The organism is Cupriavidus sp. USMAA2-4, from assembly GCF_001854305.1.
In the GTDB taxonomy this organism is placed as follows: Bacteria; Pseudomonadota; Gammaproteobacteria; order Burkholderiales; family Burkholderiaceae; genus Cupriavidus; species Cupriavidus malaysiensis.
In genome coordinates this window covers 161,916-177,043 of record NZ_CP017750.1, presented here as the reverse complement: position 1 = coordinate 177,043, position 15,128 = coordinate 161,916, and the positions used below count along the sequence as shown (strand labels likewise).

Below are 15,128 nucleotides of genomic sequence, written 5' to 3'. Positions count from 1 at the left end.
AGGCGCCATGGCCGCCGCGCAAGACGACGACAAGCCCTACGACGACATCAACATCACGCCGCTGCTGGACCTCGCGTTCGTGCTGCTGATCATCTTCATCCTGATGACCACCGCCGCCGTGCAGGGCATCAAGGTGGACCTGCCCAAGGCCAGCGCCTCGGCCAGCCTGTCGGAGCAGAAGATCAAGGCGATCACCGTGGCCGACTCGGGCCAGGTCTACCTGGACGCGATCCCGGTCAGCCTGCCCGAGCTGGAAGACCGCCTGCGCACACAGCGCGCGCTGACGCCTGACTTCCCGGTCATCGTCAAGGGGGATGCCAGCGTGCAGTACCGCAAGGTCATCGAGGTGCTGGACCTGCTGCGCCGGCTCGAGCTGCAGCAGGTGGGCCTGGTGACCGGCAAGCCGGCTTCCTAGGACGGGATATGACGCAGACGTCTTCCCCGTCCGGCGCGAGCCGCTACCGCAAGCCGCTGCTTGCCGTGACGGCGCTGGCCGTGCTGGCGCTGCTGGGCTGGGCCCTGTGGCAGTGGTCGGCCGACCAGGCCGGCGCGCGGCGCGAAGCGCCGCGTCCGCCGCCCATGGTGGCGCTGCCGCCGCCACCGCCCCCACCGCCGCCGCCGCCCGAGCAGAAGCCGCCGGAGCCGGTCAAGGAGCGCATGCAGGCGCCCGAGCCCAAGCCGAGCGAGCCGGCGCAGAAGCCCGACGAGGCACAGAAGCCGGCCGACGACGCCGCCGAGAGCGTGACCATGAACGCCGACGCGCAGGGCGGCGTCGGCGGCATCCAGGTCGGCAGCGGCGGCGGCATGGGCAGCGGCGGTGGCGGCGGGCGGGCCGGCAACGCGCTCTTCAGCCGCTACCTGGGCGCGGCGCTGCAGCGGGCGGTGCAGCGCAATGAAGCCACCGCGCGGCTCAGCTATCCGCCGGTACTGGTGCACCTGTGGATGGACGCGGATGGCCGCATCACCCGCGTCGAGATGGTGCGCTCCAGCGGCGACGCCACCATCGACGCGGCACTGCTCGGCGCGCTGCGCGCGCTTGGCACGCTCGATGAGAAGCCGCCGGCGGGACAGGTGTTCCCGGCGCGCGTGGAAATCCGCGCCAAGCGTCCATGAGCGGACGCGGCGCGGTCGTATGGACAGAGCACAGAGGGACCGCGTGGGTCTCGTGGATCTTGAGGAGAAAGCAATGAACCAGGCAACGCGCGCGCGCCCACCGGTGCTGCGCCCGCTGGCCGCGGCACTGGTGCTGGCGGCGTGCAGCCAGCAGGCGCTGGGCCAGGCCGCGCCGCCGGCCGCGTCGGCGGATGTCACCCAGAACCTGATCCGGCTGCTGGTGCTGCGCGGCACGCTGACCAAGGAGGAGGGCGAGACCCTGCTGGCCCAGGCGCGTGCCCAGGCCGCGGCGCTGGCGCCCGACGCATCCGCGGCGCCGGCGGCCACGGCCGCGGCCGGCGCCACGGTGGCGCAGGCGGGCGACGTGCGCGTGCCCTATGTGTCGCCACGCGTGCGCGCGCAGATCCGCGACGAGGTCAAGCAGGAGGTGATGGCGCAGGCCAAGGAGGAGAACTGGGCTGCGCCCAATACCTTCCCCGAGTGGGTGTCGCGCATCACGGTGTCGGGCGATGTGCGGGTGCGCTACCAGGACAATTTCTACGGCAGCGGCAATGCGCCGGCCATCGACTATGCCGCCATCAACGCCAGCGGTCCGGTCAATATGAACAACAGCAGCGGCGTGCTGCCGCCGCTGCTCAACACCGACCAGAACCGCACCGACCTGCTGCGCATTCGTGCGCGGCTCGGCGTCACCGCCGCCATCTCGGACCAGCTCACCGCCGGCATCCGGCTCGGCACCGGCAGCAGCAACGGCCCGGTCTCGACCACGCAGACGCTGGGAGGGGGGCTGGCCAAGAAGAGCATCTGGCTCGACCAGGCCTACCTGGACTACCGCTTCGGCGAATCCTGGCGTGTGACCGCGGGGCGCTTCGGCAATCCGTTCTACACGCTCGACAACGCCGACCTGGTGTTCTCCAACGACCTCAACTTCGACGGTATCGCCGGCCGCTGGCTCAAGCCGGTCGGCGGTCACAGCGTGACCGCCTTCGCCACCGCCGGCGTGTTCCCGGTCAACTACAGCGACGACAACTTCCCCGCCAACAGCCCGGACAAAGCCGGCAGCCGCAACGAGTGGCTGTTCGCGCTGCAGGCCGGCGCCGACTGGAAGGCCGGCGGCGGCAACCGCTTCAAGGGCGCGGTCGCCTACTATCACTTCACCGGCATGCGCGGCGCCTTCTCCTCGCCCTGCCTGACCTCGGCGCCTTCCTGCGATACCGACAACACGCGGCCGGCCTTCATGCAGAAGGGCAATACCGTGTTCGGGCTGCGCAACAACGTGCCGATCAATGTCGACGACGTGTCGAATCCGCAGTTCTTCGGCTTGACGCAGAACTTCCGCCCGCTCAACGTGACCGCGCAGTGGGATACGCGGCTGTTCAAGCTGCCCCTCAGCCTGCAGGCCAGCTATGTGCGCAACCTCGCCTATGACGCGGATCGGCCTTTCCAGGATGCGCGGGCCTATCCGGCCAACCACTATGAAGGGGTGAGCGGGTCGACGCCGCTGTCCGAGTACAAGGAGAAGTGGCGTAGCGGCCCGAACGGCTACCTGGTACGCGCGGTGTTCGGCAACCAGAACATTGCCGCACGCGGGCAATGGAACTTCCTGCTCGGCTACAAGTACCTGGAGCCCGACGCGGTGCCGGACGGTTTCACCGATCCCGACTTCCGCCTCGGCGGCACCAATGCCAAAGGCTACTTCCTCGGCGCCGCTTACGGCATCGACAAGCATGCCTGGCTGCAGGCGCGCTGGTTGAGCGGACGCGAGGTGTACGGCGATCCGCTCTCCATCAATGTGCTGATGCTGGAACTGAACGCCAAGTTCTGATAGAGAAGGAGGCCACCATGCGAACCCGATCGGTCCTGTGCGCGGTAGCCGCGTGCCTGCTCCCCGCGCTGGCCCTGGCGCAGGCGCAGGGCACGCTGGAAGAGCGGCTGCGCGCGCAGCTGCGTACCTTGAACGGACAGAACCAGCAGCTCCAGGCCGACAAGGCCTCGGCGCAGGCGGCGCAGCGCGCCGCGGAAGGCGAGCGCGACGCCGCACGCAAGGCGCTCGCGGTGCTGCAGGACGAGCTCGACGCAAGCCGCCAGCGCGCGCAGGGGCTGGCCGCGCGCCAGCGCCAGGTGGAGGCGGCGGCCGCCGCCCAGGCGCGCGAGGCGCAAGGCCAGCGCGACAGCGCGCAACAGGCGGCGCGCGAGCAGCGGCAGCAACTCGCCGCCGCGGCGCAGGAGCAGACCCGTCTGGCGGAGACGCTGCACGGGCAGGAGGCCCGCCTAGCCCGCTGCAACGCCATGAACGCACGGCTGCAGGCCACGGCCAAGGAGATCCTCGCGGCCTACGAGCGTATCGACGTGCTGGACGCGCTAGCTTACCGCCAGCCCTTCGCCGCCTCCGCCCGCGTCAAGCTGGAGCGGCAGGTCCAGGACTTCGGCGACAGGCTCCACGAAGACCGTTTCGACCCGCGTGCCGAGGTGCCTGCGGCCCGGCCCGCACCCGACCAGGACAAGGGGACACAGCGATGAACCACGAGTCAGCGCCAGGCTACGACGGCCGCAACCACCGAGCGGAGCGCGAGATCCTCGCCGCCATCGATGCCGACGGGCTGGCCGAAGCCATCCGCGCCGCCGGCTGCGCCGTGACGCGCATCGAGGGCACCGGCGCGCCCCTGCACAGCGCCTGCCACGGCGTGGGTTTCGAGGTGCTGTGGGGAAATGCCGCCGATGACGGCGGGTATGTCGACTTCACGCTGGCCTGCACCTTGCGCGTCAGCGGCGGCGAGGTGCCGCGCGTGCTGGCGGACGGCTGGCACCGCAGCAGGCGCTTCGCCCGCGTGGCCACGCACGGCGACCGGCTCGCGCTGGAGATGGACGTGGTGCTGCACGGTGGCGTGACGCGTGCTCACCTGATGGCGATGTTGCAGCTGTGGATGCGGATGACGGGGGAATTCCTGCTGCACCTGCGCGGCACCGCGGCTGTCGGGCAGGCCGGCGGGGCGGCCGAGGCAGAGGAGGCCGCACGGGCGGCGCAGGCGGCTTCGGCCGCCTGAGGGCGCTGCGACACGCTGGGTCCGCAACAGCGAAAGCGGGCGTGCGGGCGAGCGGTATCAGGCCGGCACGCGCGTGCCGAGATAGAGCAGGCCGCCGGCCTGGTTGCGGCAGACGGCCATCAGGCGCTCGCCGAGCGCGATGGCTTCGCCGGGCAAGGTCCTGCCGTTCAGGCCGCAGGCGCGCGACGCGCTGACCGTCAGCGTCAGCGCATAGCGGCCGGCCGCGTGCGCGGGCGTCAGGCGGCCGGCAATGGCGCAGTGGCCGGGAATACGCGTCGCCAGCTCGCCGTCCGGCGAGATGGTGAGATCGACGCTGCCCGCTTCCTGGCTGGCATGCACATGACCGCAATAGCGCCCGCTGATCGGACCGCCGATGCCGGCGCCGCGCTCGCGCTGCAGCGTCAGCTGCGTCTCTTCGCCGCCGGGGCGCCGGATGCGCACATGCAGGGTTTCCGCTGTGCGTGCCACCGTCACGTCGACCTTCGACGTGTCACCATCGAACGGCCGGTACTCGAGGGACTGACCCTCCTCGACGACATCGATAAACCATGCCGTGCCGCCGGGCTGGCCGATAAATGCCAGCAGGCTGGGGTTGTAAGCCGGAACCGCCGAAATTTCCGTCATCCCAACTCCAGCCCCGCCACGAGCGCGTCCAGGTCGATCATCTTGCCGTCGCTCTGGAAGGTGTAATGCCCGTTCAGCAGGATGTGCCGCCAGGCCGCCGGCGACATCTGGGTGATGAGCGCCAGCGCTTTGTTATTCCCGGCTGCCTCGTACTTCGTCAGCAGCCGTGACAGGATGGCCGAGTTGTAAAAGATGACCGCGTTGGCGATCAGTCTGGCGCACTGGTTGCTGATTTCGATCTCGATGTCGGTACGCCCGGTCAGTTCCTTCTTGCCGCCAACCTGGGCGATGGTCGAACGTAGCTGGTGGTAGGACTCGATGCGGTTCTGCGAGCGGTGCACGTTGCGCTCCAGTTGAGGATCGCGCAGGTAGCGCAGCGTGTAGATGCTGCGGATGAGCTTGTCTAACTCGAACACCGCGCGCCGCGTCGGGTTTTGCGCGGTGTAGGTGCACAGCTTGCGGATCAGCGTGCCCTGCGTCATCTCCTTCAGCCCGAGCGTGGCGACGATCTGGTCGATGTTCGGCTTTTCGCTGATGATGAGATCGCGGTCGATTTTCCCGACCGGCCGGATCAGGCACTTCTCGTACAGCGCCGGATCGTCGGCGCAATACAGTTCCTGCAACTGGCCTTCCATGTCGGTAAAGCGCGGCTCGAAGCGCAGGCCGAACCAGTGCAGGATGGCAAAGTTGGCCTTGTTGACGCTGTGCATGTCGCCGGTGATCGCGGTCGGCACGATGTCCGAGGTGTTGCGATACCAGATGTCGAACACGTGATGGGCCTCGTAGTCGTGCGCGCCGATCAGGTAGCCGTTGAGCGGCACGTGATTGCACAACAGCGTGTAGGCGACTACGCCCTTGCCACGCCCGAAGTATTTGCGCGAGTAGCGCGCCTTGACGGTCGGCCGCTCGACGCCGAATTTCTGGCCATCGACCGCACCGTACAGCGCATCGAGGTCGAACGAGTAGTACGGGAAGATCGGCAGCGCGGCAATGGCGTTGCTGATGCAGTCGTTGGCCGCGTGCAGCGTTGCGTGGCGCAGGTACTGCTGGTAGGCGCTCTCCAGCACGTGGTACGGGATGTCGCTGGTACGCGCCATGACCTGGTTGCCGTGGTTCATCGCCTGCGCGATGATGACCGCCATCAGGCTGTCGCCGTCGGCGACCTTCTTCGCATAGCGCGGCTGCAAGGGCGTCAGCGCCGACAGGAATTGGCACTGACCGTTGACGAAGCGAAACACGTCGGCCACGTCGCAGAACGGCAGTTGCTCGTAGAACGCCTTGTCGCGGGCCTTCTGGTTCTCGCCCTTGGGCTTGCGCCAAGTCAGCTTCTGCGTGTCCTTGTCGTATTCCAGGTGCGTCAGCTTGCCCTGTTTCAGCTCACGGTTGAATGCCAGCCATTGCGCGTGCAGCTCGGCCGCCAGCGCATCGAGCTGGGCATCGACCGACTGCCGCAGGAAGGGGATGTCCATCTGCGCCAGCGCGTCGGCCTTGTCGTCCATCGAAACCAGCTCGTCGGAGAAATGACGGTGCTGCAAGCTGTCGTCGAGGTAGAGTTCCCCCGCCTGGAAGCGCTTCCTGACCTGGCGGTACAGCCAGAACTCGTAGCGGTCGGCGTGCAGGCCCGTCGGCTTGCCATCGGCATCGAAGGTCAGCAGGTACGGCCGCAAGCGTTTCGGCAGCGTGGCCGCCGGGCATTCGGCGAGCGGCCGTTGCGATAGGCGCTGCTGTTTGGCGAACACGCCCTTGGCCCAGACCAGCGCCGCGAGCCACGGGCTATCCGGATCGGTGCCGGCAAGGTCGAGCGCGACATATAGCGGCCGAAGATGGCGGCGGATACGCTCGGCCAAGCCGTCCACCGCCTGCCAGTGCAGCGCCAGTTTGCTCACCGGCTTCACGCTCATGCGCTGCGCGGTGGTTTGCAGCGTGTCGCGCGGCATGATCTTGTAGGCGCGCTGGCGCACATCGCCGAACGGCGTGGGATCGGGCACGCTGTCGTCGATGTAGAGCGAAAGCAGGCGCCCGACCTGCGGGGTGTCTTGCTGACGGCGCGCCTGCTCAGCGGCAAAGGACTGCTTTGCGTCAGCACTGCCTTCGTCCTCCAACTGCTTCATGTGATAGGCCATCGCATCGACCAGGTTGTCGGAGAGCTGCCGGTAGCGCACCCAGGCATAGCACAGCAAGTAGAGTTGGGTCTGATCGGTCTTCAGGTTGCGCAGGTCGTGGACGGTGTAGAAATTCGCCAGGCTCGCGTAGTACAGCAGGTTTTGCTGCGAGACGCCGAGCTTGGGCAGCAGCGCCTTCGCGATACCGTGCAGCGGCTCCAGCGTAGCGCGCTTCTCGCGCTCGCGGGCCATCTGACGCCAGCCGAAATCCTTGGCATCCTGCTTGAGCGCCGCCAGTTGCGACAGGGTGTCGTCGCGCACCAGAAGCTGACCCAGCGCGGCCTTGGCGGATTCGTCCAGCGCTTGCGCCAGCAGGTCGCCCAAACGCCGACGCTCGGCGGACAAGGCTTCGCTGACCAGTTCTTGCAGCGTGGTGTAACCGGGCCGGATGATTTTGTGCTCGTTGAGCCAGACAATCAGCTCGGTGGCCACGAATCCGGGCGTCACGTCGCGGCGCACGATCAACGCGGCCTGCTGCGCGAGCTGCGGCAAAAAGTCGGCTGCCCACGACCGGTAGCCGAACAGGTCGGCGATTCGTTCGCGCTGGGCGTAATGCTCGTGCTTGGTGATCTCTTTCCGCTCGAATGTCTCGCCGTGAAAGTAGCGGCTCAGCACGAAGGCGCAATCGTCTTCGACCTCGTTCCAGTCGAAGCGGAAGAAGGCGTGCTTGGCCTTGAAGTAGCCGATCTGCAAGACGCAATAGACCTGGGCGGTGAGGCTGGGGCGGCTGCTGGCGAGCGCCAGTTCGGTTTCGGTCAACGCCAAGTATTCCAGCCGCTGGGTGTCGTCGAAATCCGGCAGGCTGTACAGGGCTTCCTGCTCGGCGTCCGACAGGACGGTCAATCGTTCGCTCTTGGTCGTCATCGCGATGACGCTCCACGGGAGCCCATCCAACCGACCCGTGCCAGGGTCTCGATCAGCGTGGTTCGCTTGACGCCGAAGTTGCGGCATACCGCCGCCTTGGACATGCCGCCGTCCAGCGCGGCGATGATGGCGTCCAGCTTCTCGCCGGTGATCGCCTGCGGCCGGCCGCCGATCCGGCCGCGTTTGCGCGCGGAGGCCAGGCCGGCGACGACGCGCTCCTGGATCAAGGCGCGCTCATACTGCGCGAGCGCACCGAACACCTGAAACAGGAACTCGCCCGAGGGCGTCGTGGTGTCCAGGTTCTCCGTCAGTGAGCGGAATGCCACTCGCTTGTCCTTGAGCGAGGTCACGATGGCGAGCAGGTGCGACAGCGAGCGACCAAGGCGGTCGAGCTTCCACACGACCAGCACATCGCCAGGTCGGACGAATTCGAGCGCCCGCGCCAAGCCGGTGCGGTCATCCTTCGCGCCGGAGGCGCGATCCTCGAACAGGTGACGCGGATCGACGCCGGCGGCGAGCAGCGCATCGCGCTGCAAGTCCGTGCTCTGGCGGTCGGAATCCGACGAAACGCGCATGTAGCCAACCAACATAGGCGGATAACCATCGAAAATAGGTTTCCGTATGGTAGCGCGTGGCGACAGAGTTTTCCGCACAATTTTGAGGCCACCAGGAGGTTGGTGCACAGGACTGTTGCAGATATGTCGCAAAACAAATGTTTGGCGACACCTGCTTTGCGCCTGTCGTGCTTGCCGTATTACCTGAACAGGTATAAACTGCCGCCATGGTCGATAAAGAAAAACCGCTCGAATGGATCGCGAGCAGCTACAAGGATCTGATGGCGTTGCCGCCTGACGTGCGTCGGCGTTTCGGTTACGCGCTGTCGCTGGCCCAGATGGGCGACCAGGACGACGCGGCGAAGGTGCTCAAGGGCTTCGGCGGGGCCGGCGTGCTGGAGGTCGTCGAAGACGATGCCGGCGGCACGTATCGGGCGGTCTACACGGTGAAGTTCGCGGAAGCGGTGTTTGTCCTGCACTGCTTCCAGAAGAAGAGCAAGAGCGGGATCGCCACGCCCAAGGTGGACATGGACATCATCCGCGCTCGGCTGAAGGTGGCCGAGGCATTGGCACAGGAGCTACGAAATGCAAAAACGAATCATTGAAGGCGTCGAGGTTCAACGCAGCTCGGGCAACGTCTTTGCCGATCTGGGACTGCCCGATGCCGAGAAACTGAAGATCAAGACCGGCCTGGTGATCGAGATCAGGAAGGCGATGCGGGCCCTTGGCCTGACACAACAGGCGGCGGCCAAGCGCATGGGCATCCCGCAACCGAAGGTGTCGGGCATGATGCACGGCGATTTCACCAATCTGTCCGAACGCAAGCTGATGGACTGCCTGAACCGTCTCGGCTACGACATCGAAATCAAGGTGCGGCCGGCGGCCGAGCCAGTCGGGCATCTGACGCTCGCCACCGCCTGACCGGGGGCACCAATGGCCGCGCGTATCACCGACGACGAATGGGACAAGCTGTCCCCGGAGAATTTCGAGACGCATTCGCTGCTGCGCGCGGTCGATGCCGTGGACGAGCTGCGCGACGACCTCAACGATGGCGAATACGCTACGCCGCCCCAGCTTCGTACTGACCTGCTGAAGCTGCATCAACTGGCGATGGCGGTTATCAACGAGAGATCGCGCAGCCAAGTGGCCGACCTGTTCGAGCTGGCCGGCGATCTGGATGAGCAGGTGTCCACCATGATGACCAAGCTGGAAGAGGTACAGGAAACGCTGTCACGGTTGACGGCGCTGTACCCGGACAGCTTGTGCTACGGCGGAATGGACGGTGACGCATGATCGGCTGGTGGATCGTCGTATCGACGCAAAGCCCGGAGGAACGCGACCGCGCCGACCAGGACGCCCGCCGTGCGGCCATCCTGGCGCAGTGGGAGACGGGCGCGGAGGGTATCCGCTGGATTGAACACCTGGCGGAAGCTGGCAAGGCTACCAAGCTCGCCGGAGGGGGCTACCCGAACCGCTATACCGCCCGTGCTGGCGACGTGCTGCCGCTGATCCAGGGCGGCGGCATCCAACCGCCCAAGGATGGCGTTTGGATTTTCGGCATCGACGAGGGCGAGGAATACGCGCAGCCGCCCGGCTGGATGGGAAAGGTTGAAGTGCATTCCGACCGCGTGGCGGCCTGTCCTGCCGATCAGGTCTTGACCATCGACGCCTGGGATCAGTCCTGAATGTTTTTGGAGACAGCTACATCATGAGCCGCAGCCGCCGCAAAACACCTATCGTCGGGCACACGACCTGCCGCAGCGAGCGCGAGGACAAGAAGCTCTGGCATCAGCGCTGGCGCACCCGCGAACGCATGGCGCTGGCCAGCGCATCGCCGGACGCCCTGAACACCCATCTGCCTCTGCTGGAAAACCAGGTCAGCAGCGTTTGGTCGATGGGCAAGGATGGCCGTTCCTACTGGCCCCTCAAGCGCCAGGCCGCCACAGCGGATCGCATCGCCAACCACAAGGGACGCAACCCGCAGGAACGCACTTCCCTGAAACAGCGCCTGCTGCGCAAGTGGATGAGCAAGTGAAGCTTTCCCTCCATCAGCACATCGCGCTGTTCTGGATGATCGGCGCTCCGGGCGTCTTCGCGCCCGTGATCGAGAACGCCAAGCGGCCCGATGCCGGTGTCGTCATGGCGTGGGGTGTCGCCATCGTGGCGGTGATGATCCTCTTCACGCCCTTACTACTGCGCTGGCCACCATTCCGGCGCTGGTACGGCTGGACGGATGCGCTGTCGGAGCGTCAGCGCCAGGCGCTTGCCCAGCGCAACCTGCGCCGCTACTACCAGATCGCTTTCGATGACGGCTACGTGTCCCGCGTGGTGCCCTACGTGTGGCGCATCATCTGGACGGTCGGCGGGTTGATGGCCGTGACTACTGTTCTGCCGACCAACACGGGACGGCCAGCCTTCGATGCCTTGGTGGTCTTCTCGACCTGGTATCCGATAGGCGTGATGCTGCTGGTTTTCGCATCATGGCCTCTTGGCCGATTGATTCGCCAAAGAGCGCAGGAGCGACGGAAATGAGCATGCCGAGCATCGAGGCGCTGGCCAGCGCATGGGCACAAATTGCCGAGGAAGTGGAGTTCCCCGCCGACTACGAGGGCACGGCTTCGCCCGAAGCGCATGAGGCCAGTGAAGCCATTCAGGAGCGGATTCGGGAACACATCGTCGCCACCAACGACATGCGGCTGTTCGGCCTGCTGCACTTGCTGGGGCAGGCGTCGCTGCGCATGGAGCAAGTACTGTGGCCAGAGGACTATGATCGTATGACCCGCGAGGTCCAAGAAGCCCTACGGGAAGCCAACGACCCCAACGCCAAGTTGTACACTCACGAAGAAGTCATGCAGGCGATGCAGGAACGTATCGACCGGGCGCGAGATAAGCCACGTTGATCGGCTGACGGAATTTTCGGCGGTTCCGGCTTACAACCCCAGGCTGCTTGCCGTCATCGCGTTGAACACCGCGATGGCGTCGCTACCTTGCGTATAGACTTCCGAACTCGCTTCGGTTGCTTGGTTCATGCTTACCCCAAGGCCAGGTCAATCGATAGGTCCCCGTTCGGGGCGGAATGATATCCGCTGGGCAACGGAGTGGTCGCTTCTCACCATTACGCATGATGCGAAGATTGGTTGACAGGAGCAGAGTATTTCTTGCTTGCCCCCAAGCGATTTTTTCTGCGTTATGCGTCAAGCGTAGGGGCAGGTCAACTGACGTTTACGCGCAACGGCTGGAACGTTGGCTCTGTTAACTTCTGACGAAGCGGCGTAGTGTCTTGGACTTTTTCCTGGACGATGCGCAAGGACAATCGACAGCAAGCCGAGCCCCAGGGGGTCTACCGCGTCAAGAACTGGGCGCATAAAACAAGGGGATGATAGCCAGAGGAGACGTGACGATATGGGTCGATGAGAGCTTGTTCGTGCCACCGGCTAAAGCCCAGTCTAAGCGTGGCCACCCGCTCGCCTACACGGATGCACTGATCCAGGTGTTGCTCGGTCTCAAGCAGGTGTTCCACCTGCCGCTGCGCGCAGAATCTGAACGTCCTGCTGCCCGGCTCGCGTACCGGCGAACCGCTGCCACTGGTGATCGACGGCACTGGGCTGAAGCTTTACGGCGAAGGCGAGTGGACGGTTCGGAAGCATGGTTGGTTCAAGCGCCGGACTTGGCGCAAGGTCCATCTTGCCATGGACGCGAACACCGGCCAAACCTGTGCTGCACTGACGACTCACCAGGACGTTGGCGATGGCGAGGTGTTGGCCGACCTGCTCGATCAGATCCCGGCTGATACACCGATCGATCCCATCGGGGGTGATGGCGCTTACGACAGCAAGCCGTGCCACGCGGAGATTGCTGCGCGAGGTGCACAGCCCTCGATTCCACCACGCGATGGAGCGAAGCCTTGGTCCGAAAGTACGCCGGGTGCAGCCTGGCGTAACGAGGCCATCGATGCCGTCGAGAAGAGCAGTCGACGCGAATGGAAAGCCGCCAGCGGCTATCACGGGCGCTCGCTGGCTGAGACCCTGATGTACCGCCTCAAGACGCTGACGGGACACAGTCTGTGGACACGCGAAATCGGGTCGCAGGCCACCGAAGTGGCCATCCGTGCGGGAGTGCTCAACCGAATGGTCGTGCTCGCTCGCCCGCAATCCGTCCGTATCGCCTGAGCTCAGTCTCACCGAGGAGCCCTTGTTTTCAATCTCGATTTATGCAACATCGCTCAGTTCTATGATGCGCGTGGTTCCCTTGGAATCGCGGCATGGGCTGCTGCGTAGCGCGTTGCCGCCCGCTCGATGCGCTCCGTGTATCCGACGGGCAGACTCTCATCACTTCTCACCCACCGGAAAAGCTTGTCGGGGCTGATCAAACGCAAATACGACACAACGTCCCTCTTGTTTCCGCCGTAGCCATGAAGTCCAGCCATTCCTCCGTTGAGCGACTCCAGGGCATAGGCGGCTCCCTGCAGGCAATTGGGTACTTGCACCAAGTCGCCGTCGAATTGCACTCGGTAGGCGTCCTCCCATGACTCGTCGATGTACGGATTTGCGGGCGAGATGATTGCCAGCAGGCCGTTTAGCGCCGCGATGGCGGATTCGATCCGTGCAACTCTGGCTTCGTCCCACACGCGAATCGCTCGCGGCTTCTTCTGTGCGGCGGTCTTCTCGGCCGGCTTCGGTGCGGCAGCGAGCGCCCCTACTCCCATTTCGTTACCAAGCGTGCCGATAAGTTCCTTCGCGCGCTCAAAGCAGGCCGCATCGAACCATTCGGTTCTGCCGCTGCCAGCCATTCCTTCGAGGCGATGACGGCGCAGCAGCTGGTGCAGCACCTTCTCCGCAGCGAAGCACGCATCTCGCTCGCCCACGGCGACCAGTGAGCGATCCCATGCGATCTCATGCCCAATGACGGAGGCGCGCAGGATTACATCGTTGCTCACGCCGATCTTGATGGCTGGAAGAGTGGCGTGAGCCAGAAGATAAAGGTAGCAATCGTGCGGCTGGGGATCCACAGGTTTTATCCATGAGAAGTGTCCCAGGTAGGGCACTTTAATTTTTGCCAAGTCCTTACTCTAGTCCCAAGGCGCGCCAGACCTCGCTCATGTCTCGCGAGTCATCAAATATCGAAGGCATACTTCGGCAGATGCCCGCCACGTCCGGGCGCTCCTTCTCCATCAGTTCGGCAATGACGGTCATCATCTCGTGTCGGATTGACTGCGTGTAGACCGTGTCCCCTGGGGCGGTATAGGCTTCAATGCTGGAGAGATCCAGGATCCAATAGGCGGCGTCGCGGCTCCAGCTGGAGAAAAGCTTGCGTTGGGCGAAGCTCTCTCTGTACCAGCTTGACCAGCCGGCTACCCTCCCTGCCTCGCGATAAAGTCTCACGTTGAAACGATCGTCAATTTCCTTCCATGCCGACACCGGCGGGCTTCTCTTTACAACGTAAATAGTGGTCGACGAGGGCCATCCCGTGAAATGTTCTTCGTGACTGCCAGTGAGGAGAATGTCGTCGCAGCAGAGCATCTGGCGAATCAATGGGACCGTCGACAGATTGTGTTCATAGTGCTTGCGGCACAGTCGGGCTAATGCCTCGGGTTGCGGCGGCTGCCAGCGGCGTGTTGGTGCGGGCGCTTGGGTGTTCCGTGGTTTGGCAGGACACGGCTGCGGTGCGCCGACGCCGAGATCTTCGCTGAGTGCCGAAAGTAGTTCGAGAGCCCGATCCTTGCACGCATTGCCAAACCACTCTGTGCCGCCATCGCCCGCCATCGCGGGCAGGCGATGTTTCACCAGCAGTTTGTGTAGCACCTTCTCGGCGCGGTAGCAGGCCTCTCGCTCGCCCTTGGCAACGTACGATCCACCGAAATCGATGCTCTGTGAGAGTGCGGCCGCCCGCGCAAACACGTCATTGGCCACGCCGATCTTGATAGCGGGCTCCTTTGCATGGGCCAGCAGGTAGAGGTGGCACAGGTCGGCCTCAGCCATGGTTATCCCCTTGTAGAAGTCAATCTCCGCCTCAAGGCCTTCAGGCAATCATACATCCCAGATGAAAAAGAGCCACCAGAGGCGGCTCTTTGCACGGAATGACCGGACGGCTGACCAGTATTAGTCAAGCGGCCGCAAGCGTTAGATGCCCAATCGGCCCGGCGGCCGGCCGTACCTTAATCTCAATGTCGTAGCCGAGGCGATTTAGGCACTCCATCAGCTTGCGCTCGGATAGGTTGGTAAAATCGCCGCGCATCATGCCCGATATTTTCGGTTGCGGAATACCCATCCGCTTTCATCGGTTTGCATATTTTTGTTCCTGCTGGTCGCACGCCAGCTGGCCGTTTCCGAGGCACCGGGAACAAGTTTATGCCAAGGAATTTTGCAGAATATTGTTCATCCAGTCGACGTTTTGAGCAATTTTGTTCCTTATCCCAGCGAATCGGTCAGTGGCCCACTGAGACTTGCGAAGCCGCGGACGCGCGCCGTTAGGGGCGCCGTGTACGCCCCCGTGCAAGCACGTTGCCAAGGCGGCGGTTCGGCGGTGAGGCTGGAAGGATGGTCGCCACGTGTCAGGCCTCCTTCGCGTGAGGCTCCTTGGCCTGGCCCATGGGGGCAAGGAGCAAACTTTTGCAAAGTTCGGGAATTTTTTTGCAAACCAACGCGAGTGCAAGCATCGACTGCTCTGAGCTGTGCTTTATTTTACATAATGTTTATTATGCATTTTTTGCATGTTACGGCCAAATAGTATTGTCGTACTTGGGCCAATTAGAACTGTCGCAGCGCTTG

General features: G+C 64.4%; 17 protein-coding genes and 2 pseudogenes. 13 read left to right on the top strand and 6 right to left on the bottom strand.

Annotated features, from left to right (window positions below; genetic code table 11):
• Nucleotides 1-7: 7 nt before the first annotated feature.
• From BKK79_RS36945 to BKK79_RS36925, 5 genes are all read left to right on the top strand, one after another.
• Entirely contained in the window at nt 8-415 is a 408-nt protein-coding gene (locus BKK79_RS36945) for an ExbD/TolR family protein (RefSeq protein ID WP_071040666.1), read from the top strand.
• A gap of 8 nt (nt 416-423) precedes the next feature.
• Complete coding sequence (locus BKK79_RS36940) at nt 424-1,113, top strand: energy transducer TonB (protein ID WP_071040665.1); 690 nt, start codon at nt 424-426, stop codon at nt 1,111-1,113.
• Between the two features lie 73 nt (nt 1,114-1,186).
• On the top strand, nt 1,187-2,938 hold the full coding sequence (locus BKK79_RS36935) for a putative porin (RefSeq protein WP_071040664.1): 1,752 nt from the start codon (nt 1,187-1,189) through the stop codon (nt 2,936-2,938).
• Nucleotides 2,939-2,955: 17 nt separating this feature from the next.
• On the top strand, nt 2,956-3,633 hold the full coding sequence (locus BKK79_RS36930; protein WP_084085760.1) for a hypothetical protein: 678 nt from the start codon (nt 2,956-2,958) through the stop codon (nt 3,631-3,633).
• Nucleotides 3,630-4,157 carry a YbjN domain-containing protein gene (locus tag BKK79_RS36925; RefSeq protein ID WP_071040663.1) on the top strand — a complete coding sequence of 176 codons (528 nt, stop codon included), beginning with the start codon at nt 3,630-3,632 and terminating at the stop codon, nt 4,155-4,157. The genes BKK79_RS36930 and BKK79_RS36925 overlap by 4 nt, the downstream gene beginning before the upstream one ends.
• A 57-nt stretch (nt 4,158-4,214) precedes the next feature.
• Here BKK79_RS36925 and BKK79_RS36920 read toward each other — a convergent pair whose 3' ends face one another.
• The 3 genes from BKK79_RS36920 to BKK79_RS36910 are packed head-to-tail and all read right to left on the bottom strand — an operon-like array spanning nt 4,215 to nt 8,397.
• Nucleotides 4,215-4,781 (bottom strand): hypothetical protein, encoded by a 567-nt coding sequence (locus tag BKK79_RS36920; RefSeq protein WP_071040662.1) that lies wholly within the window; start codon nt 4,779-4,781, stop codon nt 4,215-4,217.
• Complete coding sequence (locus BKK79_RS36915; RefSeq protein WP_071040661.1) at nt 4,778-7,807, bottom strand: Tn3 family transposase; 3,030 nt, start codon at nt 7,805-7,807, stop codon at nt 4,778-4,780. Before BKK79_RS36915 ends, BKK79_RS36920 begins: the two co-directional genes overlap by 4 nt.
• Nucleotides 7,804-8,397, bottom strand: a complete 594-nt coding sequence (locus BKK79_RS36910; RefSeq protein ID WP_071040660.1) for a recombinase family protein — start codon at nt 8,395-8,397, stop codon at nt 7,804-7,806. The genes BKK79_RS36915 and BKK79_RS36910 overlap by 4 nt, the downstream gene beginning before the upstream one ends.
• Nucleotides 8,398-8,588: 191 nt before the next feature.
• On the opposite strand from BKK79_RS36910, the gene BKK79_RS36905 reads away from it, so the two are divergent.
• The 8 genes and pseudogenes from BKK79_RS36905 (at nt 8,589) to BKK79_RS36870 (ending at nt 12,530) form a co-directional block, all read left to right on the top strand.
• On the top strand, nt 8,589-8,966 hold the full coding sequence (locus tag BKK79_RS36905) for a type II toxin-antitoxin system RelE/ParE family toxin (RefSeq protein ID WP_071040659.1): 378 nt from the start codon (nt 8,589-8,591) through the stop codon (nt 8,964-8,966).
• On the top strand, nt 8,947-9,282 hold the full coding sequence (locus BKK79_RS36900) for a helix-turn-helix domain-containing protein (RefSeq protein WP_071040658.1): 336 nt from the start codon (nt 8,947-8,949) through the stop codon (nt 9,280-9,282). Before BKK79_RS36905 ends, BKK79_RS36900 begins: the two co-directional genes overlap by 20 nt.
• A gap of 12 nt (nt 9,283-9,294) precedes the next feature.
• Nucleotides 9,295-9,654 carry a transposase gene (locus BKK79_RS36895; protein WP_071040657.1) on the top strand — a complete coding sequence of 120 codons (360 nt, stop codon included), beginning with the start codon at nt 9,295-9,297 and terminating at the stop codon, nt 9,652-9,654.
• Nucleotides 9,651-10,046 (top strand): hypothetical protein, encoded by a 396-nt coding sequence (locus BKK79_RS36890; RefSeq protein ID WP_071040656.1) that lies wholly within the window; start codon nt 9,651-9,653, stop codon nt 10,044-10,046. Before BKK79_RS36895 ends, BKK79_RS36890 begins: the two co-directional genes overlap by 4 nt.
• Before the next feature lie 23 nt (nt 10,047-10,069).
• On the top strand, nt 10,070-10,396 hold the full coding sequence (locus tag BKK79_RS36885; protein WP_071040655.1) for a hypothetical protein: 327 nt from the start codon (nt 10,070-10,072) through the stop codon (nt 10,394-10,396).
• A complete protein-coding gene (locus BKK79_RS36880; RefSeq protein ID WP_071040855.1) occupies nt 10,393-10,893 on the top strand; it encodes a transposase in 501 nt (166 codons plus the stop codon). Before BKK79_RS36885 ends, BKK79_RS36880 begins: the two co-directional genes overlap by 4 nt.
• A complete protein-coding gene (locus tag BKK79_RS36875; protein ID WP_071040654.1) occupies nt 10,890-11,261 on the top strand; it encodes a hypothetical protein in 372 nt (123 codons plus the stop codon). Before BKK79_RS36880 ends, BKK79_RS36875 begins: the two co-directional genes overlap by 4 nt.
• A 399-nt stretch (nt 11,262-11,660) precedes the next feature.
• A pseudogene (locus tag BKK79_RS36870) lies at nt 11,661-12,530 on the top strand (IS5 family transposase).
• A gap of 59 nt (nt 12,531-12,589) precedes the next feature.
• On the opposite strand, the gene BKK79_RS36865 reads toward BKK79_RS36870, so the two are convergent.
• From BKK79_RS36865 to BKK79_RS36855, 3 genes and pseudogenes are all read right to left on the bottom strand, one after another.
• Nucleotides 12,590-13,420 (bottom strand): GIY-YIG nuclease family protein, encoded by an 831-nt coding sequence (locus BKK79_RS36865; protein ID WP_084085758.1) that lies wholly within the window; start codon nt 13,418-13,420, stop codon nt 12,590-12,592.
• A gap of 4 nt (nt 13,421-13,424) precedes the next feature.
• Nucleotides 13,425-14,387, bottom strand: coding sequence for a GIY-YIG nuclease family protein (locus BKK79_RS36860; protein ID WP_071040652.1), 963 nt, complete (start codon nt 14,385-14,387; stop codon nt 13,425-13,427).
• 76 nt (nt 14,388-14,463) lie between these two features.
• Nucleotides 14,464-14,634 (bottom strand): annotated as a pseudogene (locus BKK79_RS36855) (helix-turn-helix domain-containing protein); the annotation flags it as partial.
• Nucleotides 14,635-15,128: the final 494 nt, after the last annotated feature.